The following is a 24,249-nucleotide window of genomic DNA, read 5'->3' as shown; positions in this document are numbered from 1 at the left end:
CCCTGTGGGAGCGAGCTTGCTCGCGATGAGGCCGGCACAAACACCCACAAACCCCAGACAAACAAAAACGCCCCCGGCCTTTCGACCGGGGGCGTTTTTTTGTCAGCTAACTAAATGACTCAGTTACCGGACTTCTTGGCAGCGCGGGTACGCTCGCTTTCGCCCAGGATCTTCTTGCGAAGACGGATGGACTTAGGAGTGACTTCGCACAGTTCGTCTTCTTGAACGAATTCCAGAGCCTGCTCCAGAGTGAAACGGATTGGCGGAACCAGAGCGATGGTTTCGTCTTTACCCGAAGCACGCATGTTGTCGAGCTTCTTGCCTTTGGTTGGGTTGACGCCCAGGTCGTTGTCGCGGCTGTTGATGCCGACGATTTGACCTTCGTACACGTCTTCACCGTGACCCAGGAACAGTTTGCCGCGAGCTTGCAGGGTTTCCAGCGAGTAAGTCAGCGCCTTACCGGTAGCCACCGAAACCAGCACGCCGTTCTGACGGCCGGACATGTCGCCGGACTTCATCACGTCGTAACGGTCGAAGATCGAGGTCAGGATGCCTGCACCGGAGGTCAGGGTCAGGAACTCGTTACGGAAACCGATCAGGCCACGGGCCGGGATGTTGTACTCAAGGCGCACACGGCCCTTGCCATCCGGAACCATGTTGGTCAGGTCGCCTTTACGGATACCGATCTGTTCCATGATCGAACCTTGCGATTCTTCCGGCAGGTCGATGGTCACGTTTTCGTACGGTTCGTGCTTCACGCCGTCAACCATACGGATGATCACTTCCGGACGACCAACACCCATTTCGAAGCCTTCGCGACGCATGGTTTCGATCAGTACCGAGAGGTGCAGCTCACCACGGCCGGAGACTTTGAACTTGTCAGCCGAGTCGCCTTCTTCAACGCGCAGAGCAACGTTGTACAGCAGCTCTTTGTCCAGACGCTCCTTGATGTTACGGCTGGTCACGAACTTGCCTTCTTTACCGCAGAATGGCGAGTCGTTTACCTGGAAGGTCATGGAAACGGTTGGTTCGTCAACGGTCAGCGGCTTCATCGCTTCGACGTTCAGTGGGTCGCACAGAGTGTCGGAGATGAACAGCTGGTCGAAGCCGCTGATGCAGACGATGTCGCCGGCAGCTGCTTCTTCAACGTCGATACGGTGCAGACCGTGGTGACCCATCAGCTTCAGGATACGACCGTTACGCTTCTTGCCGTCGGCGTCGATAGCGACAACCGGAGTGTTCGGCTTGATACGACCACGAGCGATACGGCCAACGCCGATAACACCCAGGAAGCTGTTGTAGTCAAGAGCGGAGATTTGCATCTGGAACGGACCGTCACGGTCGACTTTCGGCGCAGGTACGTTGTCGACGATCGACTGGTACAGCGGGGTCATGTCTTCAGCCATGGCGGTGTGTTCCAGACCGGCAATACCGTTCAGGGCCGAGGCGTAGACGACTTTGAAGTCCAACTGTTCTTCGGTGGCACCGAGGTTGTCGAACAGGTCGAAGATCTGGTCCAGAACCCAGTCCGGACGCGCGCCTGGACGGTCAACCTTGTTGATGACCACGATCGGACGCAGGCCGGCTTCGAAAGCCTTCTTGGTCACGAAACGGGTTTGCGGCATAGGGCCGTCTTGAGCGTCAACCAGCAGCAGAACGGAGTCAACCATCGACATTACGCGTTCAACTTCGCCGCCGAAGTCGGCGTGGCCCGGGGTGTCCACGATGTTGATGTGGAAGCCGTTCCAGTTGATGGCGGTGTTTTTCGCCAGAATGGTAATACCGCGCTCTTTCTCCTGGTCGTTGGAGTCCATCACGCGCTCGTCGTTGAGCTCGTTGCGCTCCAGAGTGCCGGATTGACGCAAGAGTTTGTCTACCAGGGTGGTTTTACCATGGTCAACGTGAGCAATGATGGCGATGTTGCGTAGATTTTCGATCACTTGTGTATCTCGATCAGAGGATTCGGTGTGCTGACAAGTCTTGGCAGCGATTACAGTAGAGTCAGGCCTTGCCGTTACAGCTTGACGGCAGAGTCGGGGGGCCGGTGACGCAGGCCACAGGCAAACAGCCCCGGGCTCTTAGCTCGGTCGATAAACGCGCACATTGGCATGCCCCTCACTGAGCAAATGGTGGGCATGCAGGCGACTCATCACGCCTTTGTCGCAATACAGCAGGTACTGGCGAGTAGGGTCCAGTTCCTTGAAACGAGCGTTCAATGCATAAAACGGCATCGTCTGTACCTCAATGCCAGCGAGTTCCAGCGGCTCGTCTTCAGCGGCGTCCGGGTGTCGGATGTCGATGATGATCTGGCCCGCCAGTGCTTCGCTGACTTCTTCGATTTGCAAGTCCTGGCCCAATTCGTCGATCACGCGATCGATCGGCACCAGCTTGGCGTTCTCGAGCGCACGCTCAAGGACCGCCATGTCGAATTCTTTCTCTTCATGCTCCACGCGCGGACGCTTGGCGTGGGTCTTGGGGTTCACCGAGATGACCCCGCAGTACTCCGGCATATGCTTGGCGAAATCGGCCGTGCCGATTTCGTTGGCCAGGTCGATGATGTCCTGCTTGTGACTGGCGATCAGCGGACGCAAGACCAGCTTGTCGGTCACGCAGTCGATCACAGACAGGTTCGGCAACGTCTGGCTCGACACCTGGGAAATCGCTTCGCCGGTGACCAGCGCTTCGATGTCCAGCCGATCGGCAATACGGGAAGCAGCGCGCAACATCATACGCTTCAAAACTACACCCATATGACTGTTATCGACTTTCCCGAGAATTTCTCCCAGTACTTCCTCGAACGGCACACTGACAAATAACACGCGCTGGGAGCTGCCGTACTTCTTCCAGATGAAGTGCGCCACTTCCATGACGCCCAGTTCGTGGGCCCGCCCGCCCAGATTGAAGAAGCAGAAATGGCTCATCAGGCCGCGGCGCATGATCTGGTAAGCAGCAACAGTGGAATCGAAGCCGCCGGACATCAGCACAAGCGTCTGTTCCAGGGCACCCAGCGGGTACCCGCCGATGCTGTTGTGCTGGTTGTGGATCACGAACAACCGTTTGTCGCGAATTTCGATGCGGACTTCGATTTCCGGCTCTTTCAGCGAGATTCCGGCGGCACCACACTGACGACGCAGTTGGCTGCCGACGTATTTCTCGACATCCATCGAACTGAATTCATGCTTGCCGGCGCGTTTGCAACGCACCGAAAAAATCTTCCCGGCCAGCGCATCACCGAAGTGCAGCTTGCACTTGGCGACGATGTCATCGAAGTCGCCCAACGGGTACTCGTCAACCTGCAGGAAATGCGCGATGCCCGGCATGCAGCTCAGGCGCTCGGTCATCTCCTTCAGGGCCTTGGGCTCGCGGACGCGGGTTTCCAGCTCGAGATTGTCCCACACACCGTTCACCACCACAGCCGGGTCCAGATCGCGGAGCACGGTGCGGATGTTTTTGGCCAACTGGCGGATGAAACGCATCCGTACCGGGCGGCTCTTGATGGTGATCTCGGGGAAGACTTTTACGATTAGTTTCATGAAAACAGCGCGCGCTGGGCCAGCCGAAAAAGGGGGGCGCGGATTATAGCGGAAATTGCTCAAGGTTTAACCAGTTAATGTACAGAAGGTTTTCTGTGCACCAAAACGGGTCATTTGCGGATTTTGACGCTACATTGTAGGGCGATATTTTGCGCACAACGGCAATGCGTGCCTTTATAAGCGTGATATTGGGGCAATAAACCCATGCTGGGGCACTGGCATGCAATTTGCTCCCTTGTGAGGCAGGTTGCCTTGGCAGAGTATTCGCGCCGGCATCACAAACATTTAAGGGCATCCACTACTCGCCCTAATCCACCCGGAGGACACTATGTCGAAGTCGGTTCAACTCATCAAAGATCATGACGTCAAGTGGATTGATCTGCGCTTCACGGACACCAAAGGCACTCAGCACCACGTGACCATGCCGGCTCGCGACGGGCTGGATGAAGCTTTCTTTGAAGAAGGCAAGATGTTCGACGGCTCCTCCATCGCCGGCTGGAAAGGCATCGAAGCCTCCGACATGATCCTGATGCCGGACGACAGCACTGCCGTGCTCGACCCGTTCACCGAAGAGCCGACCCTGATCCTGGTTTGCGACGTGATCGAGCCTTCGACCATGCAAGGCTACGACCGCGACCCACGTGCGATCGCCAAGCGTGCCGAGGAATACCTGAAGTCGACCGGTATCGGTGACACCGTATTTGTGGGTCCGGAACCAGAGTTCTTCATCTTCGACGAAGTGAAGTTCAAGTCCGACATCTCAGGCTCGATGTTCAAAATCTTCTCCGAACAAGGTTCGTGGATGTCCGACCAGGACGTGGAAGGCGGCAACAAAGGCCACCGTCCAGGCGTCAAAGGCGGTTACTTCCCTGTTCCGCCGTTCGACCACGACCACGAAATCCGTACCTCCATGTGCAACGCCATGGAAGAAATGGGCCTGGTCATCGAAGTTCACCACCACGAAGTGGCGACTGCCGGCCAGAACGAAATCGGCGTCAAGTTCAACACCCTGGTCGCCAAGGCTGACGAAGTTCAGACCCTGAAGTACTGCGTACACAACGTTGCTGACGCATACGGCCGCACCGCGACCTTCATGCCTAAACCTCTGTACGGCGACAACGGTTCGGGTATGCACGTCCACCTGTCCATCGCCAAAGATGGCAAGAACACCTTTGCTGGCGAAGGCTATGCCGGCCTGTCCGACACCGCTTTGTACTTCATCGGCGGCATCATCAAGCACGGTAAGGCGCTGAACGGCTTCACCAACCCGTCGACCAACTCCTACAAGCGTCTGGTCCCGGGCTTCGAAGCTCCAGTAATGCTGGCCTACTCGGCTCGCAACCGTTCCGCTTCGATCCGCATTCCTTACGTGTCCAGCCCTCGCGCTCGCCGTATCGAAGCCCGCTTCCCGGATCCGGCAGCCAACCCGTACCTGGGCTTCGCCGCACTGTTGATGGCTGGCCTGGACGGCATCCAGAACAAGATCCACCCAGGCGACGCTGCTGACAAAAACCTGTACGACCTGCCGCCTGAAGAGGCGAAAGAGATCCCACAAGTTTGCGGCAGCCTGAAAGAAGCTCTGGAAGAGCTGGACAAAGGTCGTGCGTTCCTGACCAAAGGCGGCGTGTTCTCCGATGACTTCATCGACGCTTACATCGCTCTGAAAAGCGAAGAAGAAATCAAGGTTCGCACCTTCGTACACCCACTGGAATACGAGCTGTACTACAGCTGCTGATCCGGTAGCGCCTGCGAAAGCGGCGTGACAAAAAGAGGCCTCCTTCGGGAGGCCTTTTTTGTGGGCGCAATTCAACGGCCGAAAAAAAATCCTGTGGGAGCGAGCTTGCTCGCGATGGCATTTGCTCATTCAACATTGATGTTGGCTGATCCGCCGCCATCGCGAGCAAGCTCGCTCCCACAAGGGGTTTTTTGGTGTTTGGGAGATTTCGGTAAATCATGGCGAAATGTTTACCACTTGGGCCAACCGCCGCCACTGGCCTATGCTGCAACCCAACGCTTTCGTTTCTGGTCGATATTATGGGTCGTGGTTTTCTATTGATGCTGCTGTTGATCACCCTGCCCGCCGCAGCGCAGATCTATAAGTACACCGACGCCGCCGGCAACACCGCCTACAGCAATCAGCCACCCGACGGCGTGAGGGCAAAGCCGGTCGAGTTACCGCCGCTCAATAGCGTCGAGCGACAGTCACCTCCTGCCCCACCCGCCGAAGCTAACAGCCGCGAACAGTCGCGCAGCGCCTACGAGGTGCTGGAGCTGACCAACTTGCCCACCACCGAGGCGCTGCGTGCCAACAACGGCACCTTCACCGTGAACGTGCTGATCAAACCCCGCCTGCAAGGTCCGCATTTGTTCAGACTGTTGCTGGACGACCAGCCTTACGGCCAGCCGAGCAACGTGCCGATCCTGCAACTGGTCAACATTGATCGCGGCACCCACAGCCTCGCGGTCCAGGTGATCGAAGGGGAGGACATCGTCCAGCAGAGCCCGACCGTGACCTTAACGGTCCAACGGGTGCATAAGCCGTGAGGTTGTGGCTGCTGATCGCCTGCCTGATCGTTCTGCCCGTGTCGGCCGAAGTCTTCACTTACATCGACGCCCAGGGCAATCGGGTCTTCACGGACCATCCCGGCTCCGGCAACGCAAAGCGCGTGCCGCTGGCGACGAGCAACCGCATGTCCGCCAACCCGACCGGCGCAGCGCCAGTGGTCGCCGAGAAAAAAACCGACACCGAAACCCTGTTCCGCTATGACATGCTCAGAGTGCTGGTGCCCGAACCCGACGCCACGGTCCGCAGCAGCGCTGGCGAGCTGATCGTCAGCATCACCAGTGAACCCGGCCTGCAGCGGGGTCATCGCTACCGTTTGTTGCTGGACGGGCAACCCACCGCCGAACCCGGTCAAAGTCCGGTGTTCGCTTTGAGCAACATTGTCCGCGGCAGCCATAATCTGTCCGTCGAGATTCTCGATAAGCATGGCCGCACCGTCGAGCGCACGGCCAATCAACCCTTCCAGATGCTGCGTATCTCCCTCGCACAGAAACGCCAGGTCAAACCCTGCACGCTGACCGACTACGGCCAACGACCGGAATGTCCGCTCAAAGACAAACCTGAAGACGAAAAAAATCCCTTCCTGCGTTTCTTCTAACGTCGTTCCGCTTTGCGCACTATATTGGTGCAACAAGTTGCACCATACCCACATGCCATCCCATTTTGGTTCGAAAATACCCTTGAACACTGGGGGAACGCCACGCAAACGGGCTTCAAACGCCCGTTCCAAGCCTTAAACGCTTCTTTTAAGAGCCTTGGTTTGGTTTTTGCATTTTCCTCGCATCAGCGCTTTATTCATGCGCGCGCCCTGCTCCAAAAGAGGTCCTGATGACCATTAGCGACGTGCTACACCGCTTGCTTCTCGACAACCTCACCACCGCCACCATCCTGCTCGACGCCGAACTGCGCCTCGAGTACATGAACCCGGCGGCGGAGATGCTTCTGGCCATCAGTGGTCAGCGTAGCCATGGGCAGTTCATCAGTGAGTTATTCACCGAATCCACCGAAGCGCTGAATTCCTTGCGTCAGGCGGTCGAGCAGGCGCATCCATTTACCAAACGCGAAGCGATACTCACCGCCCTCACTGGCCAGACGCTGACCGTCGACTACGCGGTGACACCGATCCTGTCCAACGGCGCCACCCTGCTGCTGCTGGAAGTCCACCCGCGTGATCGCTTGCTGCGAATCACCAAGGAAGAAGCGCAGCTGTCGAAGCAGGAAACCAGCAAGATGCTGGTGCGCGGCCTCGCTCACGAAATCAAGAATCCGCTGGGCGGGATTCGCGGCGCGGCCCAGTTACTCGCCCGCGAACTGCCGGAAGAGAGCCTGCGCGACTACACCAACGTCATCATTGAAGAAGCCGACCGCCTGCGAAATCTGGTGGACCGCATGCTCGGCTCCAACAAGCTGCCGTCGCTGGCCATGTGCAACATCCACGAAGTGCTGGAGCGCGTCTCTCATCTGGTGGAAGCCGAAAGCCAGGGCTGCATCACCTTGGTGCGCGATTACGACCCGAGTATTCCCGACGTATTGATCGACCGCGAACAAATGATTCAAGCCGTCCTGAACATTGTGCGCAACGCGATGCAAGCCATCAGCAGCCAGAACGAACTGCGCCTGGGCCGCATCAGCCTGCGCACCCGCGCCATGCGCCAGTTCACCATTGGCCACGTGCGCCATCGCCTGGTAACCAAGATCGAAATCATCGACAACGGTCCCGGCATTCCTGCGGAGCTGCAGGAAACCATTTTCTTTCCCATGGTCAGCGGTCGTCCGGACGGTACCGGACTCGGCCTGGCCATTACCCAGAACATCATCAGCCAGCACCAGGGCCTGATCGAATGTGAAAGCCATCCAGGCCACACCACCTTCTCGATCTTTCTGCCACTGGAACAAGGAGCCACATCGACATGAGCCGTAGTGAAACCGTGTGGATCGTCGATGACGACCGTTCTATCCGTTGGGTCCTTGAAAAAGCCTTGCAGCAAGAAGGCATGACCACGCAAAGCTTCGACAGCGCCGATGGCGTGATGAGCCGTCTGGCGCGCCAGCAGCCGGACGTGATCATCTCCGACATCCGCATGCCGGGCGCCAGCGGTCTGGACCTTCTGGCGCGGATTCGCGAGCAACACCCACGGCTGCCAGTGATCATCATGACCGCGCACTCCGATCTGGACAGCGCTGTCGCGTCCTATCAGGGCGGTGCGTTTGAATACCTGCCCAAGCCGTTCGATGTTGACGAAGCGGTGTCGCTGGTCAAGCGCGCGAACCAGCACGCTCAGGAACAGCAAGGCCTGGAAGTCGTTCCAACCCTGACCCGCACCCCGGAAATCATCGGTGAAGCGCCGGCGATGCAGGAAGTGTTTCGTGCCATCGGGCGCTTGAGCCACTCCAACATCACCGTGTTGATCAACGGGGAATCCGGGACCGGCAAAGAGCTGGTGGCTCACGCCCTGCACCGTCACAGCCCACGGGCGACGTCGCCGTTCATTGCGCTGAACATGGCGGCGATCCCGAAGGATTTGATGGAGTCCGAACTGTTCGGCCATGAAAAAGGTGCGTTCACCGGCGCGGCCAACCTGCGTCGCGGACGCTTCGAGCAGGCTGACGGCGGTACGCTGTTCCTGGATGAAATCGGCGACATGCCGGCGGACACGCAAACCCGTTTGCTGCGCGTGCTGGCCGACGGCGAGTTCTACCGCGTCGGCGGTCATGTGCCGGTCAAGGTCGACGTACGAATCATCGCCGCGACGCACCAGAATCTGGAAACCCTGGTGCACGCCGGGAAATTCCGTGAGGACTTGTTCCATCGCCTCAATGTGATCCGTATCCATATTCCACGATTGTCCGACCGTCGCGAAGACATCCCGACGCTCGCCAAGCACTTCCTCAGCCGCGCCGCGCAAGAGCTGGCAGTGGAGCCGAAGCTGCTGAAAAGTGAAACAGAGGAATACCTGAAGAACCTGCCGTGGGGCGGCAACGTGCGTCAGCTGGAAAACACCTGCCGCTGGATCACGGTGATGGCTTCGGGTCGCGAAGTGCACATCAGCGACCTGCCGCCGGAGTTGCTGAGCCTGCCGCAGGATTCGGCACCGGTCACCAACTGGGAGCAAGCGCTGCGCCAGTGGGCTGATCAGGCGTTGGCTCGCGGCCAGTCGAGCCTGCTCGATAGCGCAGTGCCGGCGTTTGAGCGGATCATGATCGAAACCGCCCTCAAACACACCGCAGGCCGTCGCCGCGATGCCGCGGTTTTGCTGGGTTGGGGGCGTAATACCCTGACGCGCAAAATCAAGGAATTGGGGATGAAGGTTGATGGTGGGGATGATGATGAGGGGGAAGAGGGTTAATCAACCTCTGAATACTCGCTGACTGCTAGATCCAATCGCGGGCAAGCCCGCTCCCACAGTGGATTTTCAGTGTGTTCACTATCGAGTGAACACCACTGAACCCTGTGGGAGCGGGGTTGCCCGCGATGCTTTTAGGGACCCGAGTGCACCGCCGCAATGCACCGTGAACCGCAATCGCGCACACCAACCGATCCGAAATCCCGCCTGCGTTCGCAATCGAACCCCTGTCAAAAAAACACGAAAGCCCCGGGGCACGGGGCTTTCAGCGATTCAAAGAGGGTTTCTGTTTCAACTTGTCAAAACCTGGCACGCCCCCTGCAATAGTCCATTCAGTGGTTCAGTCCACTACCCGGTTTCGGGGACCTTGGTACAGGCAGGCCGGGGATTCCCCTCTTTACATCGGGCTCACACCGCACAAGCGACGAGCCCACACCGTTTTGGGGCCCTTGATACAGGCAGGTCAGGGGTTCCTTCTTTACACCGGGCTCACGACGCAATGCGCGAGCCCTGCCCTTTTGGGAACCTTGGTACAGGCAGGCCGGGGATTCCCTCTTTTATTGCTCTCGGAGATGGATCTCCAGCCGCCAGCGGTCATCGACCTCGCTACCGGCCCACTCGCCTTGCAGTGGCCGGGCCGCCACGACCGACAGCAACAACCCCCCATCACTTAAACGCACCCGCCAGTTCACGCTCTTGTCGTTGAGCTTGAGCTGACCTTTCTGCGCCTTGCCTTCAGCCTCGAACAGCAACGCCAGGCTGCCGTCGACGAACTCGCCGTGGGTTTTCGGTTCGTTGTTGAACCACACCACCAGCCCATCGTCCGTCACGTCGACTTGCTGCAGTTCACTGGGGTCGGGCGTGGTCAGGCGACCGATCATCAGCCCCACCATCACCCCGACAATCGCCAGCGAACCCATCACGCGCGGGAATAGTTTCGAACGCGAGTCCGCTTGCGGCGTAGAATGCCCGTCATCTTTACCTTCGGAGCCGTGCATGTTTCACGTCATCCTTTTCCAACCAGAAATTCCGCCGAATACCGGCAACGTTATCAGGCTGTGCGCCAACAGTGGCTGCCACCTGCATTTGATCGAACCGCTGGGCTTCGAGATGGACGACAAGCGCCTGCGCCGGGCCGGCCTCGATTACCACGAGTATGCCACCCTGCAACGCCACGCAGACCTCGCCAGCTGCCTGGAGAGCCTTGGCCATCCGCGGTTGTTCGCTTTCACGACCAAAGGCTCGCGGCCGTTCCACGATGCGAGCTTCGCCGAGGGCGATGCCTTCCTGTTCGGTCCGGAAAGCCGTGGTTTGCCGGCCGAAGTGCTGGACGCCCTGCCCGGTGAACAACGCTTGCGTCTACCGATGCGTGAAGGCTGTCGCAGTCTGAACCTGTCGAACACCGTGGCGGTTGCCGTTTACGAAGCGTGGCGCCAGAACGGCTTCAAATAAGACGCAAAAAAATGTGGGAGCGAGCTTACTCGCGATGGCGGTGTGTCAGTCAACATTAATGTTGAAGCTGACGACCCCATCGCGAGCAAGCTCGCTCCCACATTGGACCGCTTATTGAACGGTTGGAGTCTCGCCCGCCGCCTGCATGCGTTGCAGCTCCTGGGCGTACAGCGCGTCGAAGTTCACCGGAGCCAGCATCAGGGCCGGGAACGAACCGCGAGTTACCAGGCTGTCCAGGGTTTCGCGAGCGTACGGGAACAGGATGTTCGGGCAGAACGCGCCGAGGGTGTGGCTCATCGAAGCGTCATCCAGGTTCTTGATCAGGAAGATCCCGGCCTGTTGCACTTCAGCGATGAACGCCACTTCGTCACCGTTTTTCACGGTCACGGACAAGGTCAGCACGACTTCGTGGAAGTCGCTTTCCAGCGCCTTTTGACGAGTGTTCAGATCCAGACCGACGCTCGGCTCCCACTGCTGGCGGAAAATTGCCGGGCTTTTCGGGGCTTCGAAGGACAAGTCACGTACGTAGATGCGCTGCAAGGAGAATTGCGGTGCGGTTTCTTCTTCGCTGGCTGCAGTGTTCTGTTGGTCAGTCATCTCAGATCCTTTCTGATCTTGGGGTCTTAGAGGGAAAGCATTCAGGCCTTGAGCATGGCGTCGAGCTTGCCGGCGCGCTCAAGGGCAAACAAATCATCACAGCCACCGATGTGGCGCTCACCGATCCAGATCTGCGGCACGGACGTCCGCCCAGCCTTCTGAGCCATGGCGGCGCGCACCTGCGGCTTGCCATCGACCTTGATCTCTTCGAAGGCCACGCCTTTGTTTTCGAGCAGGTGCTTGGCCCGGGAACAATAACCGCAGTAATCGCTGGAGTAGACGACGACGTTGCTCATATCACTTCACCAGCGGCAGGTTGTCGCCTTTCCAGCTGGAGATACCGCCGGACAGCTTGGCGGCGGTGAAACCGGACTTCATCAGCTCGCGGGCATGCGTGCCGGCGGTTTGACCCATGGCGTCAACCAGGATGATGGTCTTGGCCTTGTGCTTTTCCAGCTCGGCGACGCGCGCAGCCAGTTTGTCGTGAGGAATGTTCAACGCACCAACAATGTGACCGGCGGCGAAATCCTTGTTCGAACGGATGTCGATCACAACGCCCGCGTCCTTGTTGACCAGCCCGGTCAGTTCACCGGTGCTCAGGCTGCGGCCGCCGCCTTGCATCTGATAAGCGATCAGCAACGCCAGCAGTACGACGAAGATACCGACGAGCAGATAGTGGTTAGTGGCGAATTGAATCAGGTTAGCAACCATCGAAGGAGGTTCCAGGGCGTTAAAATGTCGGCCAGTATACACAGCCACTATGGTGGGCCAAACCCCGTCCGGCGGTGACGCCGTCGGAACTTCGCATTAAACTGCCACTCCCTTTTTCATTGCCCCTCTTTTCATTCAGCCACGAGCGGAATCCATGACTACCACGACTAAACCTTTGGTCCTGATTATTCTCGACGGCTTCGGTCACAGTGAGAGCCCTGAATCCAACGCCATCTATGCGGCGAAGAAGCCCGTCCTGGACCGCCTGTGGGCCACCGTGCCGAATGGTCTGATCTCGGGCAGCGGCATGGACGTCGGTCTGCCGGATGGCCAGATGGGCAATTCCGAAGTCGGCCACATGAACCTTGGTGCCGGCCGCGTTGTGTATCAGGATTTTACGCGCGTGACCAAATCGATCCGCGACGACGAGTTCTTCGAGAACCCGACCATCTGCGCCGCGGTGGATAAAGCCGTTGCCGCCGGCAAAGCCGTGCACTTCATGGGCCTGCTGTCCGATGGCGGGGTACACAGCCACCAGGATCACCTGGTTGCCATGGCGGAACTGGCTGCCAAACGCGGCGCCGAAAAAATCTACCTGCACGCCTTCCTCGATGGCCGTGACACGCCGCCGAAAAGTGCTCAGTCGTCCATCGAATTGCTCGACGCATCTTTCCAGGCCCTGGGCAAAGGCCGGATCGCCAGCATTATCGGCCGTTACTTCGCCATGGACCGCGACAACCGTTGGGACCGCGTGTCCCAGGCCTACAACCTGATCGTCGATGGCAACGGCGAATTCAACGCCGCCACCGCGCAGGAAGGCCTGCAAGCCGCGTACGAGCGTGGCGAGAGCGACGAATTCGTCAAAGCCACGTCCATCGGTGAGCCGGTGAAAGTCGAAGACGGCGACGCCGTGGTGTTCATGAACTTCCGCGCCGACCGCGCTCGTGAACTGACCCGCGTGTTCGTCGAAGACGGTTTCAAGGAATTCGAACGTGCGCGCCAGCCAAAACTGGCCGGCTTCGTTATGCTGACTCAATACGCCGCCAGCATTCCTGCACCCTCGGCCTTCGCCGCCGGCAGCCTGGACAACGTGCTCGGCGACTACCTGGCGAAAAACGGCAAGACCCAGCTGCGTATCGCCGAAACCGAGAAGTATGCCCACGTGACTTTCTTCTTCTCCGGCGGTCGCGAAGAACCGTTCCCGGGCGAAGAACGCATCCTGATCCCGTCGCCAAAAGTCGCTACCTATGACTTGCAGCCGGAAATGAGCGCACCGGAAGTCACTGACCGCATCGTCGATGCCATCGAAAACCAGCGTTACGACGTGATCGTGGTCAACTACGCCAACGGCGACATGGTTGGTCACAGCGGCGTGTTCGAAGCGGCGGTCAAAGCCGTTGAATGCCTGGACCTGTGCGTTGGCCGCATCGTCGATGCGCTGGAAAAAGTCGGCGGCGAAGCGCTGATTACCGCCGACCACGGCAACGTCGAGCAAATGTCTGATGAATCCACCGGCCAGGCTCACACCGCTCACACCACCGAGCCGGTGCCGTTCATTTATGTCGGCAAGCGTGACCTCAAGGTTCGCGAGGGTGGCGTTCTGGCGGATGTGGCGCCGACCATGCTGAAGCTGTTGGGCCTGGAAAAACCAGCCGAAATGACCGGGACTTCGATCCTGGTGTAACCGGGTCGCACAAACACAGCCAAACCCTGTGGGAGCGAGCTTGCTCGCGATAGCAATCTGACAGCCAACATCCATGTTGAATGTCAGGACGCCATCACGAGCAAGCTCGCTCCCACAGTGGTTTGTGGGGTTTTCGAAATGGAATTCGCCCTGTCACTTGCTCCGGTTATCACACAGCCCCAATTGGGCGTTTTTTTTGCGGCGCATGGCGGGCATACTAGGCCGTCCCTTTCCCTGGTGTCGCCCGCCTCTATGCTTCGCGTCCTGATAGCCCTTGCCCTGACTTGCCTGCTCCAACCGGCCTTCGCTGACGAGCGCGCGCAAACCCAACAACAGTTGGACGCCACGCGTCAGGACATTGCCGAGCTAAAAAAACTGCTGGGTAAGCTCCAGGAAGAAAAATCCGGTGTGCAGAAAGACCTCAAGGGCACCGAGACCGAGATGGGCAAGCTCGAGAAACAGGTCGAAGCCCTGCAAAAAGAGCTGAAGAAAAGCGAATCCGAGCTACAGCGACTCGATGCCGAGAAAAAAAAACTCCAAAGCGCGCGCACTGAACAGCAACGACTGATCGCCATCCAGGCCCGCGCGGCCTATCAGAATGGTCGTCAGGAGTACTTGAAGCTGTTGCTCAACCAGCAAAATCCGGAAAAATTCGCCCGCACCCTCACCTATTACGACTACCTGAGCCAGGCGCGCCTGGAGCAGCTGAAGAATTTCAACGAAACCCTGCGCCAACTGGCCAACGTCGAAAAAGACATCGCCTTGCAACAAGCGCAATTGCTTGTGCAGAAGAGCAGCCTCGACAGCCAGCGCGAAGAACTCGACAAAGTCCGTCAGGAACGCCAGCAAGTCCTGGCCAAGCTTAGCGACGACGTAAAGGCTCGCGATCAAAAACTGGCAGCCCGCGAGCAGGACCAGGCGGACCTGTCTAAAGTCCTTAAAACCATCGAAGAAACCCTGGCCCGCCAGGCTCGTGAGGCAGAAGAAGCGCGACAAAACGCGCTGATCGCCCAGCAGGAAGCCGAAAAAAAGCGTTTACGTGAGGCCGAGGCTCAAGCAAATGCCACCGACGCCCCACGCAAACCCGTTAAATCGACAGCCGGCGCGCTGGTTTCAAGTTCAGGCGAAACCTTCGGCGGCCCTTTTGGTTCAACTCGCGGCAAACTTCCATGGCCGGTTGATGGTCGACTGCTGGCACGCTTTGGCGAAACCCGTGGCGATGACCCCCGGACCAAGTGGGATGGCGTGATGATCAGCGCCTCCGCCGGCAGCCAGGTGCATGCCGTGCATGGCGGTCGCGTGGTGTTTGCCGACTGGTTGCGCGGCGCGGGTTTGCTGGTGATCCTTGACCACGGCAACGGTTTTTTGAGTCTTTACGGTCACAACCAGACACTGCTCAAGTCTGCGGGTGACGTGGTAAAAGCCGGCGAGTCCATCTCCACTGTCGGTAACAGTGGCGGGCAGGACACGCCAGCACTGTATTTTGCTATTCGTCAGCAGGGTCACCCGAGTGATCCGGCGCAATGGTGCCGCGCGCAAGGATAGGCGTTGAGTCACCTACATTAGGAGTTCGTTCGACATGCTGCATTTGTCCCGTCTTACCTCGCTGGCCCTGACGATCGCCCTGGTGATCGGCGCGCCTCTGGCGTTCGCCGCTCAACCGGCTCCAGCGATCGCGCCTGCCGGCACTGCTGCAACTACCAAGGCGCCGTTGCCGCTGGAAGAGTTGCGCACCTTTGCCGAGGTCATGGATCGGATCAAGGCCGCCTATGTCGAACCGGTGGACGACAAGACCCTGCTGGAAAACGCTATCAAAGGCATGCTCAGCAACCTCGATCCGCACTCTGCCTACCTGGGCCCGGAAGACTTCGCTGAGTTGCAGGAAAGCACCAGCGGCGAATTCGGCGGCCTGGGCATCGAAGTCGGCGCCGAAGACGGTTTCATCAAAGTGGTTTCGCCCATCGATGACACCCCGGCTTCCAAGGCGGGCATTCAGGCGGGCGACTTCATCGTCAAGATCAACGGCCAGCCGACTCGCGGCCAGAGCATGACCGAAGCCGTGGACAAGATGCGCGGCAAGATCGGCCAGAAAATCACCCTGACCCTGGTCCGCGACGGCGGAACGCCGTTCGACGTGACCCTCGCCCGCGCCATCATTCAGGTGAAGAGCGTGAAGAGCCAGTTGCTGGAGTCCGGCTACGGCTACATCCGCATCACCCAGTTCCAGGTCAAGACCGGCGAAGAAGTCTCCAAAGCCTTGGCCAAGTTGCGCAAGGACAACGGCAAGAAGCTCAACGGCATCATCCTCGACCTGCGCAACAACCCTGGCGGCGTGCTGCAGGCGGCGGTGGAAGTGGTCGACCACTTCATCACCAAAGGCCTGATCGTTTACACCAAGGGCCGCATCGCCAACTCCGAGTTGCGCTTCTCCGCCACCGGCAAAGACGAAAGCGAAGCCGTGCCAATGGTTGCGCTGATCAACGGCGGCAGCGCCTCGGCATCGGAAATTGTCGCCGGCGCCCTGCAGGATCAGAAACGCGCAGTGGTCATGGGCACTACAAGTTTCGGCAAAGGCTCGGTGCAAACCGTGCTGCCGCTGAATAACGAGCGCGCACTGAAGATCACCACGGCGCTGTATTACACGCCGAACGGTCGCTCGATTCAGGCACAGGGCATCGTTCCGGACATCGAAGTGCGCAAGGCCAAGATCACCAACGAGCAGGACAGCGAGTACTTCAAGGAAGCCGATCTGCAAGGTCACCTGGGCAATGGCAACGGCGGCGCCGACAAACCGACCGGCTCCAGCGGCAAAGCCAAGGCAATGCCGCAGGATGATGATTACCAGTTGGCCCAGGCCTTGAGCCTGCTCAAAGGGTTGAGCATTACCTCCGGTCGCTGAGATGCGCCTGCGGTTACTCCTCGGTCTGTTGTGCTGTCTGGCGGGTGTGGCTCACGCGGCGCCTGCCTCTCAAAAGGCCTACATCACGCTGATCATCGATGACCTGGGGCAAAACCTGCCTCGGGATCGCCGCGTGCTCGCGCTGCCCGGCCCGGTGACCACGGCGATCATGCCCGACACACCCCACGCCACCGAATTCGCCCACGAAGCCCATCGCGCCGGCAAAATCGTCATCCTGCACATGCCCATGGACCCGGCCACGGGACCATTTGCCTGGCATCCCGAATTACCCATCGACGAACTGGAGAAACGCCTGAATGCGGCGTTCAAGGTCGTGCCCCACACCGCTGGCATCAACAACCATATGGGCAGTCGCATGACCGCTCAGCCGGCCGCCATGGCCTGGTTGATGGCGGATTTGCAGCGTCGGCAAAAGTTCTTCGTCGACAGCCGCACCAGCGCGCAGACCGTCGCGGCGGCCGCAGCGCAGAAAATCGGATTGGCGAGCGTCTCGCGGGATGTGTTTCTGGATGATGAGCGCACTGAAGCGGCGATCTTCACGCAACTACAGACAGCGATTAGCCTGGCCCGCAAACAGGGTTCGGCGGTAATGATCGGCCATCCCTACCCGCAGACGCTGGCGGTGTTGGAGCGCGAGTTGCCAAAGCTGAAAGCTCAGGGCATCGACTGGATCGATATCAAACAGATGATCAGCGTACGCAGCAACCGCGCAACGGCTGCGCACGGCAAGGATGGCAAGTACCGCTAATTTTTGCTCCACCACAAAACCACTGTGGGAGCGGGCTTGCTCGCGAAGGGGTCATAACATTCAACATCATCGTTGACTGTTAAACCGCATTCGCGAGCAAGCCCGCTCCCACATCGGTATGTGCATGGCACAGGTTCGGTGTTTGGATTTAGAGATACCGCGCCATGATCTCGTCCACCACGCCTTCCTTGCGTAACTGATCAAGCGCCGCTTGCAGCTTGGCAACGGTCTCGTCCGGCACATCCTTGTTCAACGCCAGATACAACTCGGCGCTGTTGAAGCGCAGAACCGTCTTGAGCCCGGTCACGCCGTCCTGTCGAGCCAGGTAACGGCCGGCCGGGTCGCCTGTGGCCCACAGATCTATCTGACCATTGACCAGCTTTTTCGCGTTGTCCTGATCGCGCAGCACGACGATCGGATTGAGCCCCTGCTTGGCCAGTGTCTCGGCTATCGCATCGCCCTTGTAGGCGCCGATCTTGTACTTGCGCGCGTCATTCAACGTTTCGAGAGTGATCTTGCTGTCAGCCTTGGCCAGCATGATCCAGTCATCCGGGCCAATCGGGCCGACCCATTTGAAAAGCTTTTCGCGGTCCGGTAGCCGTGCCATGACGAACACACCGTATCCGGGTTTTTCCAGGGTGAGTTTGTAAATTCGCTCCCACGGGAAACGCAGCGTCAGGCTGTAGGTAATTTCGGCGCGCTTGAAGATCTCACGGACGATGTCGGTGGCGATGCCACTGATATTCTCGTCCTGTGCGAAATTCTTGCCGTTCCTCGCCATGTTGTACGGAGGAAAGTTTTCCGTCAGCAACACCACGTCGGTATCGGGACTGTCTTGCGCATGCACCCCGTTGATCAACAACAGAGAAGCGCTGGCAAGGATGAGAAGAACTCTTTTAATCATGTCTGGCTACCGAAATCCATGGCGTACCCAAGAGTGCCCTGAGCCCGCCATGATGTCCACTGGCCTGCATTGGATTGTTTAGCGCATCACGATCCCGCGATGAGCCATATAGGCCTTGGCTTCTTGCACGGTGTATTCGCCGAAGTGGAAAATGCTCGCCGCCAATACCGCGCTGGCGTGGCCTTCGATGATGCCGTCGGCCAGATGCTGCAGGTTGCCAACACCGCCGGAAGCGATGACCGGAATGCCCAGCGCATCGCTGATGGCGCGGGTGACGCCCAGGTCGAAACCGTTTTTCATGCCGTCCTGGTCCATGCTGGTCAGCAGGATTTCGCCGGCACCGAGGCCTTCCATTTTCTTCGCCCATTCGACGGCGTCGAGACCGGTCGGCTTGCGCCCGCCGTGAGTGAAGATTTCCCAACGCGGAGCTTCGCCCGGACCGGAGACCTTCTTCGCGTCAATGGCGACGACGATGCACTGCGAACCGAAGTGCTGCGCCGCCTCGCCGACGAATTCCGGGTTGAACACCGCGGCGGTGTTGATCGAGACCTTGTCCGCGCCGGCATTCAGCAGGTTGCGAATGTCCTGCACGGTGCGCACGCCGCCGCCTACGGTCAGCGGGATAAACACCTGGCTGGCCATGCGTTCGACGGTGTGCAGCGTGGTGTCGCGACCATCGACGCTGGCAGTGATGTCGAGAAAGGTAATCTCGTCAGCACCCTGCTCGTCGTAACGACGGGCGATTTCCACCGGGTCACCGGCATCACGAATGTTCTCGAACTTGACGCCCTTGACCACCCGGCCGTTATCCACGTCCAGGCAAGGGATGATGCGTTTGGCCAGCGCCATGGTTTGTCCTCAGCCTTTGTACGAATCGCAGAAAGCTTGCGCTTCAGCGACGTCGAGGGTGCCTTCGTAGATCGCCCGGCCGGTGATAGCGCCGATGATGCCGGGCGCCTTGGCGTCGAGCAGCGACTTGATGTCACCCAGATTGTGGATACCGCCGGAAGCGATCACCGGGATCTTCGTCGCGGCAGCCAGCGCGGCGGTGAACGGTACGTTGCAGCCCTGCATCATGCCGTCTTTGGCGATGTCGGTATAAACGATCGCGGACACGCCGTCGGCTTCGAACTGCCTGGCCAGGTCGATGACCTGAACTGTGCTGATTTCGGCCCAGCCGTCGGTGGCGACGAAACCGTCCTTGGCATCCAGACCGACGATCACCTTGCCCGGGAATGCGCGGCAGGCTTCAGCGACAAAGGCTGGATCCTTCACGGCTTTGGTGCCGATGATCACGTAGCTCACGCCCGCTTTCACGTAATGCTCAATGGTTTCCAAGGAACGGATACCGCCGCCGATCTGGATCGGCAGGTTCGGGTAACGCTTGGCGATGGCGGTTACGACTTCGCCGTTGACCGGTTGGCCTTCGAAGGCGCCGTTCAGGTCGACCAGATGCAGACGACGGCAGCCGCCCTCCACCCACTTGGCAGCCATGCTCACCGGGTCATCAGAGAACACCGTGGAATCTTCCATGCGGCCTTGGCGCAGACGAACACAGGCACCGTCTTTGAGATCGATAGCGGGAATAATCAGCATCTGGCAAACCTTCAAATTCGAGTGTTCAGCTTCGCTCGGAAATCAGTTTTTCTCGAGCGCCCACAAGTCGCTTTCGATGCTTTCGAACCTCTCTTTGAGGTGCGTCTGCACATCGAAAATCGCCCTGTTGTAATAGTGCGGCGCAATTTCACGGGTAAACAGCTCAAGGATTTCGGCCGCTTCGAACGAACCCAGGTCCAGTTCGAAGCGATCTTCCATGAAGCGTTTGATCTTTTGACTGGCCTCACTCTCTTGCTCGGGAGTGAGGGTCAGGATCGGCGGCTTCTTCTTGGCGGCCATTTACCAGCGGCCATCCCACGCGGCGAAGTTCTGCAGCAATTGCAGGCCATGGGTATGGCTCTTCTCCGGGTGGAACTGCACGGCGAAGCGTGAGCCATCGGCCAGCGCCGCAGCGAAATCGACACCGTAGTGACCGCCACCCACCACCTGGCGCGCATTGGCGGCGGCGATGTAGTAGCTGTGCACGAAATAAAACCGAGCCAGGTCCGGAATGTCGTGCCAGAGCGGGTGTTTGACCGTCTGCTTCACTTCGTTCCAGCCCATGTGCGGGACTTTCAGGTGTTCGCCGTCTTCATGCAGGTCTTTGCCGAAGAACTTCACCGCGCCCGGGAACAGGCCGATGCAGTCGACGCCGTCGTTCTCTTCACTGCTGTCGAGCAAGGCTTGCATGCCAACGCAGATGCCGAGAAACGGACGGTCCTGACTGACTTCACGCACCAGCGAGTCGAAGCCAAGGCGACGAATCTCCGCCATGCAATCGCGAATCGCGCCAACGCCGGGGAAAACCACCCGGTCAGCTTCGCGAATCACGTCGGCATCGCTGGTGATCAGGACCTTGCCGGCACCGACGTGCTCGAGGGCCTTGGCCACCGAGTGCAGGTTGCCCATGCCGTAATCGATAACCGCGACCGTCTGCATTACAGTACGCCCTTGGTCGATGGCATCTGACCGGCCATGCGGTCATCCAGCTCTACGGCCATGCGCAGTGCGCGGCCGAAAGCCTTGAATACGGTTTCGATCTGGTGGTGAGTGTTGGTGCCACGCAGGTTGTCGATGTGCAGGCTGACCAGCGCATGGTTGACGAAGCCCTGGAAGAATTCCTGGAACAGGTCAACGTCGAAGCCGCCAACGGTGGCACGGGTGTAGGGAACATGCATCTGCAGGCCAGGACGGCCGGAGAAGTCGATCACCACGCGCGACAGCGCTTCATCGAGCGGCACGTAGGCGTGACCGTAGCGACGGATGCCTTTTTTGTCGCCGATGGCTTTGGCGAAGGCTTGACCCAAGGTGATTCCGACGTCTTCCACGGTGTGGTGGTCGTCGATATGCAAGTCACCTTTGCTGACAATATCCAGGTCGATCAGCCCGTGACGGGCGATCTGGTCCAGCATGTGCTCAAGAAAAGGAACACCGATATCAAATCGGGCCTTTCCGGTGCCATCCAGGTTGATCGAGGCTTTGATCTGGGTTTCCAGAGTGTCGCGCTCGACTGACGCCTTACGTTCGGCCATCACCAGCTCCGCAAAATCATTGGGCGAAAAAGGCAGCCATTATAGGGGCGCGGACGTGAAACAGAAACACGAGAGGTGATATGACTGACGGAGTGAATCTGTGCCGCCGGCGATAGACATGTCCATACAAGCCATTTGGACAGAACACAAAAACAAATGTGAGAGCGAGCTTGCTCGCGATGTGGCCATGACATTCAACATCTATGTTGACTGCAAGACCGCTATCGCGAGCAAGCTCGATCCCACAAGGGTTCGATGCCATGCCGGACTGACCTGAAGCCTCTCAGGCTTGTGCCAGTCCGGGTATCGACTTAGTGGAACAGAACCGCCGTTTTCTGCAGCGTCACCCAAATACCCCACGCCAACGGAATCCCCACCACAGCCCAAGCAGCAATCGCCAAAGGCTTGGTGCCCGGCGCCGCTTTCCACTCCAGCACGGTGCTGCTGTCAGCGCCCTTGTCGTGGCCCAGCGCCTGTTCGGCAGCCAGTTCGGCGTCGGTCATGAAATATTTGTCGGCCACCGGACGCACCAGCAGATTGCAGATGAAACCCAGCACCAGCAGGCCCGCGAGGATGTACAGCGTGATGTCGTAAGCGGCGGCACGCTCAACGCCGATGCTTAACTGATACTCACGCAGGTAGTTCACCAACACCGGACCCAGCACGCCCGCTGCAGCCCAGGCGGTCAGCAGGCGACCGTGGATCGCACCGACCATTTGCGTACCGAACAGGTCGGCAAGGTAAGCCGGGACAGTCGCAAAACCACCACCGTACATCGACAGAATGATGCAGAACGCCGCCACGAATAGCGCAACGTTGCCCAAGTGACCGAGGTTCGGGATCAGCGCGTACAGTGCAAAACCCAGCGCGAAAAACACGAAATAGGTGTTTTTACGGCCCAGGTAATCAGAGAACGACGCCCAGAAGAATCGGCCGCCGATGTTGAACAGACTCAGCAAGCCGGTGAAACCGGCAGCAATTGCGGCGATCGAAGCCAGTTGCCCGGCGTCCAGCTGACCGAATGGCAGGTCAACACCGATCAGTTTGCCGCCAAACACTTCCTGCAACAGCGGCGAAGCCATGCCGAGGATGCCGATACCGGCGGACACATTCAGGCACAGTACCAGCCACACCAGACGAAATTGCGGGGTTTTCCACGCCACATTCACGTGCACGTGACGATGGGTGATCATCGCGTTCGAGGCTTTTTTCGCCGGAGCGGTCCAGCCTTCAGGCTTCCAGCCAGTTGGCGGAACGCGGTAGGACAGTGCGCCACCGATCATGAACACAAAGTAGATCGCAGCCATCACCAGGAAGCTCTGCCACACGCCCACGCTGTCTGCTGAAGCGAAGTGCCCCATCAAGGCTGCGGCCAGCGGAGCACCGACCATCGCGCCACCGCCGAAACCCATGATCGCCATGCCGGTCGCCATGCCGCGCTTGTCCGGGAACCACTTGATCAGGGTCGAAACCGGCGAGATGTAACCCAGGCCCAGACCGATACCGCCAATAACCCCGGAGCCGATCCACATCAACCAGATCTGGTGCGTATACACACCCAGCGCAGAAATCAGCAGACCGCCACACCAGCACAGCGCCGATACCACGCCAGCCTTGCGCGGACCTGCGTGTTCCAGCCAGCCACCCCAGATCGCGGCCGAGCAGCCGAGGAATATGAAGAACAGGGTGTAGATCCAGCCGAGCATCGAGATCGGCCAGTCACATTGGGACGAGAAGACTTGCGAGATGAAGCTCATGTCCGGCGCGCAGGCCACTGCCTTGGTCACGCCCAGCGCTTTGGACAGCGGTAGCCAGAACACCGAGAAACCATAGGCCATGCCGATGCAGAGGTGGATGGCCAACGCGGCCGGAGGTACCAGCCAACGGTTGAAACCGGGCTTGGCGATGATGCGCTCCTTGGAAAGGAACGCGGGCTGGTCGGCGATGAGGCCGTCCGCCGTGATGCTCGTGGTCATTGTGTATCCCCCAATTATTAGTAGGGTTCGCCAGCCATTCTTCACCCCCAGCCTTTATGCGCACGCATGACTGTTCTTTAGGTGAAGCTCCATTTTGGTGCGACATCAAGTCGCAGAAGGACGGACGAACTGGCAGAGGTTACCATTTGCACGTGACAGAAAAACCAAACTGATATCACCTTATGCAAGTCGTCTGATCTCGTACCACTTAAGGAACCGCCATGCCTGTCATCGTCGAGCTGCTGAACGAAACCACCTATCAGGATCAGCAGGACCTGCAGAAGATCTACCGCGACGCGCCGGACTGGTTGTTCGCCCCGTTTGCCGGTGATGTGCAGTTGATCGAAGGTTGTCTGCGGGACGGTTCGCTGATTGGCGGGCGATTCAATGATCGCCTGTTGGGCGCCGCGCGCCTGCAAAGGCACCAGAGCGTCTGGCATCTGTCCCAATTATGTGTGCGAAAAATCACCCGACGTCGCGGGGTTGCTGAACGGCTGGTGAACGAAGCCCAGGAAATGGCGTCGCGATCTGGTGCGACATTGCGCCTGCTGGCGCCTGCCGGGCACCTTGAAGCACAAGCGCTATCGGCCAAACTGAAAGTGCCGCTGGATGTATTGCCGGGCTGATCGCTGACCGGTCGTCCACTTTGGAGCGCTATACTCCCTGGCTAAATTCGAATTCGACTAACT

General features: G+C 58.9%; 24 protein-coding genes. 11 read left to right on the top strand and 13 right to left on the bottom strand.

The window, feature by feature from the left end:
- Window positions 1–119 precede the first annotated feature (119 nt).
- Both typA and thiI read right to left on the bottom strand, forming a co-directional pair.
- Complete coding sequence (gene typA, locus ACYZT9_RS02415) at window positions 120–1,940, bottom strand: translational GTPase TypA (protein WP_462008397.1); 1,821 nt, start codon at window positions 1,938–1,940, stop codon at window positions 120–122.
- Between the two features lie 138 nt (window positions 1,941–2,078).
- Window positions 2,079–3,533, bottom strand: coding sequence for a tRNA uracil 4-sulfurtransferase ThiI (gene thiI, locus ACYZT9_RS02410; RefSeq protein ID WP_462008396.1), 1,455 nt, complete (start codon window positions 3,531–3,533; stop codon window positions 2,079–2,081).
- Between the two features lie 328 nt (window positions 3,534–3,861).
- Here thiI and glnA point away from each other — a divergent pair, with 328 nt between their 5' ends.
- The 5 genes from glnA (at window position 3,862) to ntrC (ending at window position 9,443) form a co-directional block, all read left to right on the top strand.
- The gene (gene glnA / locus ACYZT9_RS02405; protein WP_007907861.1) at window positions 3,862–5,268 is read left to right on the top strand and encodes a glutamate--ammonia ligase; all 1,407 of its coding nucleotides are present in this window, start codon (window positions 3,862–3,864) and stop codon (window positions 5,266–5,268) included.
- Window positions 5,269–5,567: 299 nt separating this feature from the next.
- Complete coding sequence (locus ACYZT9_RS02400; protein ID WP_462008395.1) at window positions 5,568–6,077, top strand: DUF4124 domain-containing protein; 510 nt, start codon at window positions 5,568–5,570, stop codon at window positions 6,075–6,077.
- A complete protein-coding gene (locus tag ACYZT9_RS02395; RefSeq protein WP_462008394.1) occupies window positions 6,074–6,694 on the top strand; it encodes a DUF4124 domain-containing protein in 621 nt (206 codons plus the stop codon). Before ACYZT9_RS02400 ends, ACYZT9_RS02395 begins: the two co-directional genes overlap by 4 nt.
- Window positions 6,695–6,924: 230 nt before the next feature.
- A complete protein-coding gene (gene glnL, locus ACYZT9_RS02390; protein WP_462008393.1) occupies window positions 6,925–8,010 on the top strand; it encodes a nitrogen regulation protein NR(II) in 1,086 nt (361 codons plus the stop codon).
- Window positions 8,007–9,443, top strand: coding sequence for a nitrogen regulation protein NR(I) (gene ntrC / locus ACYZT9_RS02385; RefSeq protein ID WP_462008392.1), 1,437 nt, complete (start codon window positions 8,007–8,009; stop codon window positions 9,441–9,443). Before glnL ends, ntrC begins: the two co-directional genes overlap by 4 nt.
- Window positions 9,444–9,997: 554 nt before the next feature.
- Here ntrC and ACYZT9_RS02380 read toward each other — a convergent pair.
- The gene (locus ACYZT9_RS02380; protein WP_462008391.1) at window positions 9,998–10,438 is read right to left on the bottom strand and encodes a hypothetical protein; all 441 of its coding nucleotides are present in this window, start codon (window positions 10,436–10,438) and stop codon (window positions 9,998–10,000) included.
- On the opposite strand from ACYZT9_RS02380, the gene trmL reads away from it, so the two are divergent.
- Window positions 10,437–10,892: a tRNA (uridine(34)/cytosine(34)/5-carboxymethylaminomethyluridine(34)-2'-O)-methyltransferase TrmL gene (gene trmL / locus ACYZT9_RS02375; protein WP_008149431.1), complete on the top strand. Its 456-nt coding sequence runs from the start codon at window positions 10,437–10,439 to the stop codon at window positions 10,890–10,892. The two genes, ACYZT9_RS02380 and trmL, sit on opposite strands and share 2 nt — an antisense overlap.
- A gap of 111 nt (window positions 10,893–11,003) precedes the next feature.
- Here the strand turns inward: trmL and secB are convergent, their stop codons facing one another.
- From secB to ACYZT9_RS02360, 3 genes are read right to left on the bottom strand one after another with little or no spacing between them, the layout of a single operon-like run.
- Entirely contained in the window at window positions 11,004–11,489 is a 486-nt protein-coding gene (secB, locus tag ACYZT9_RS02370; protein WP_150702707.1) for a protein-export chaperone SecB, read from the bottom strand.
- 41 nt (window positions 11,490–11,530) lie between these two features.
- Window positions 11,531–11,785, bottom strand: a complete 255-nt coding sequence (grxC, locus tag ACYZT9_RS02365; RefSeq protein WP_462008390.1) for a glutaredoxin 3 — start codon at window positions 11,783–11,785, stop codon at window positions 11,531–11,533.
- A 1-nt stretch (window position 11,786) separates the two neighbouring features.
- Window positions 11,787–12,200: a rhodanese-like domain-containing protein gene (locus ACYZT9_RS02360; protein ID WP_461952280.1), complete on the bottom strand. Its 414-nt coding sequence runs from the start codon at window positions 12,198–12,200 to the stop codon at window positions 11,787–11,789.
- Window positions 12,201–12,354: 154 nt separating this feature from the next.
- Here ACYZT9_RS02360 and gpmI point away from each other — a divergent pair, with 154 nt between their 5' ends.
- The 4 genes from gpmI (at window position 12,355) to ACYZT9_RS02340 (ending at window position 17,552) form a co-directional block, all read left to right on the top strand.
- Window positions 12,355–13,884 (top strand): 2,3-bisphosphoglycerate-independent phosphoglycerate mutase, encoded by a 1,530-nt coding sequence (gene gpmI, locus ACYZT9_RS02355; RefSeq protein ID WP_462008389.1) that lies wholly within the window; start codon window positions 12,355–12,357, stop codon window positions 13,882–13,884.
- A gap of 252 nt (window positions 13,885–14,136) precedes the next feature.
- A complete protein-coding gene (locus ACYZT9_RS02350; protein WP_462008388.1) occupies window positions 14,137–15,429 on the top strand; it encodes a murein hydrolase activator EnvC family protein in 1,293 nt (430 codons plus the stop codon).
- Between the two features lie 34 nt (window positions 15,430–15,463).
- Entirely contained in the window at window positions 15,464–16,783 is a 1,320-nt protein-coding gene (locus ACYZT9_RS02345; RefSeq protein ID WP_462008387.1) for a S41 family peptidase, read from the top strand.
- A 1-nt stretch (window position 16,784) separates the two neighbouring features.
- Window positions 16,785–17,552, top strand: coding sequence for a divergent polysaccharide deacetylase family protein (locus tag ACYZT9_RS02340; protein WP_462008386.1), 768 nt, complete (start codon window positions 16,785–16,787; stop codon window positions 17,550–17,552).
- A 148-nt stretch (window positions 17,553–17,700) separates the two neighbouring features.
- Here the strand turns inward: ACYZT9_RS02340 and ACYZT9_RS02335 are convergent, their stop codons facing one another.
- From ACYZT9_RS02335 to ACYZT9_RS02305, 7 genes are all read right to left on the bottom strand, one after another.
- Window positions 17,701–18,456: a substrate-binding periplasmic protein gene (locus ACYZT9_RS02335; RefSeq protein ID WP_462008385.1), complete on the bottom strand. Its 756-nt coding sequence runs from the start codon at window positions 18,454–18,456 to the stop codon at window positions 17,701–17,703.
- Window positions 18,457–18,534: 78 nt separating this feature from the next.
- Entirely contained in the window at window positions 18,535–19,305 is a 771-nt protein-coding gene (gene hisF, locus ACYZT9_RS02330; protein WP_095127562.1) for an imidazole glycerol phosphate synthase subunit HisF, read from the bottom strand.
- A 9-nt stretch (window positions 19,306–19,314) separates the two neighbouring features.
- Window positions 19,315–20,052 (bottom strand): 1-(5-phosphoribosyl)-5-[(5-phosphoribosylamino)methylideneamino]imidazole-4-carboxamide isomerase, encoded by a 738-nt coding sequence (gene hisA, locus ACYZT9_RS02325; RefSeq protein WP_262165418.1) that lies wholly within the window; start codon window positions 20,050–20,052, stop codon window positions 19,315–19,317.
- 42 nt (window positions 20,053–20,094) lie between these two features.
- Window positions 20,095–20,352, bottom strand: coding sequence for a DUF2164 domain-containing protein (locus ACYZT9_RS02320; RefSeq protein ID WP_462008384.1), 258 nt, complete (start codon window positions 20,350–20,352; stop codon window positions 20,095–20,097).
- Complete coding sequence (hisH, locus tag ACYZT9_RS02315; RefSeq protein WP_462008383.1) at window positions 20,353–20,991, bottom strand: imidazole glycerol phosphate synthase subunit HisH; 639 nt, start codon at window positions 20,989–20,991, stop codon at window positions 20,353–20,355.
- Window positions 20,991–21,584, bottom strand: coding sequence for an imidazoleglycerol-phosphate dehydratase HisB (gene hisB, locus ACYZT9_RS02310; RefSeq protein WP_003218037.1), 594 nt, complete (start codon window positions 21,582–21,584; stop codon window positions 20,991–20,993). The genes hisH and hisB overlap by 1 nt, the downstream gene beginning before the upstream one ends.
- 311 nt (window positions 21,585–21,895) lie before the next feature.
- A complete protein-coding gene (locus ACYZT9_RS02305) occupies window positions 21,896–23,560 on the bottom strand; it encodes an OFA family MFS transporter (protein WP_462008382.1) in 1,665 nt (554 codons plus the stop codon).
- Window positions 23,561–23,781: 221 nt separating this feature from the next.
- On the opposite strand from ACYZT9_RS02305, the gene ACYZT9_RS02300 reads away from it, so the two are divergent.
- Window positions 23,782–24,186, top strand: a complete 405-nt coding sequence (locus ACYZT9_RS02300) for an acetyl-CoA sensor PanZ family protein (RefSeq protein WP_462008381.1) — start codon at window positions 23,782–23,784, stop codon at window positions 24,184–24,186.
- Window positions 24,187–24,249 lie beyond the last annotated feature (63 nt).

The organism is Pseudomonas sp. ZT5P21, assembly GCF_054897785.1.
Note: the sequence above shows the minus strand (reverse complement) of the source record. Positions and strands in the feature narration are given on the sequence as shown.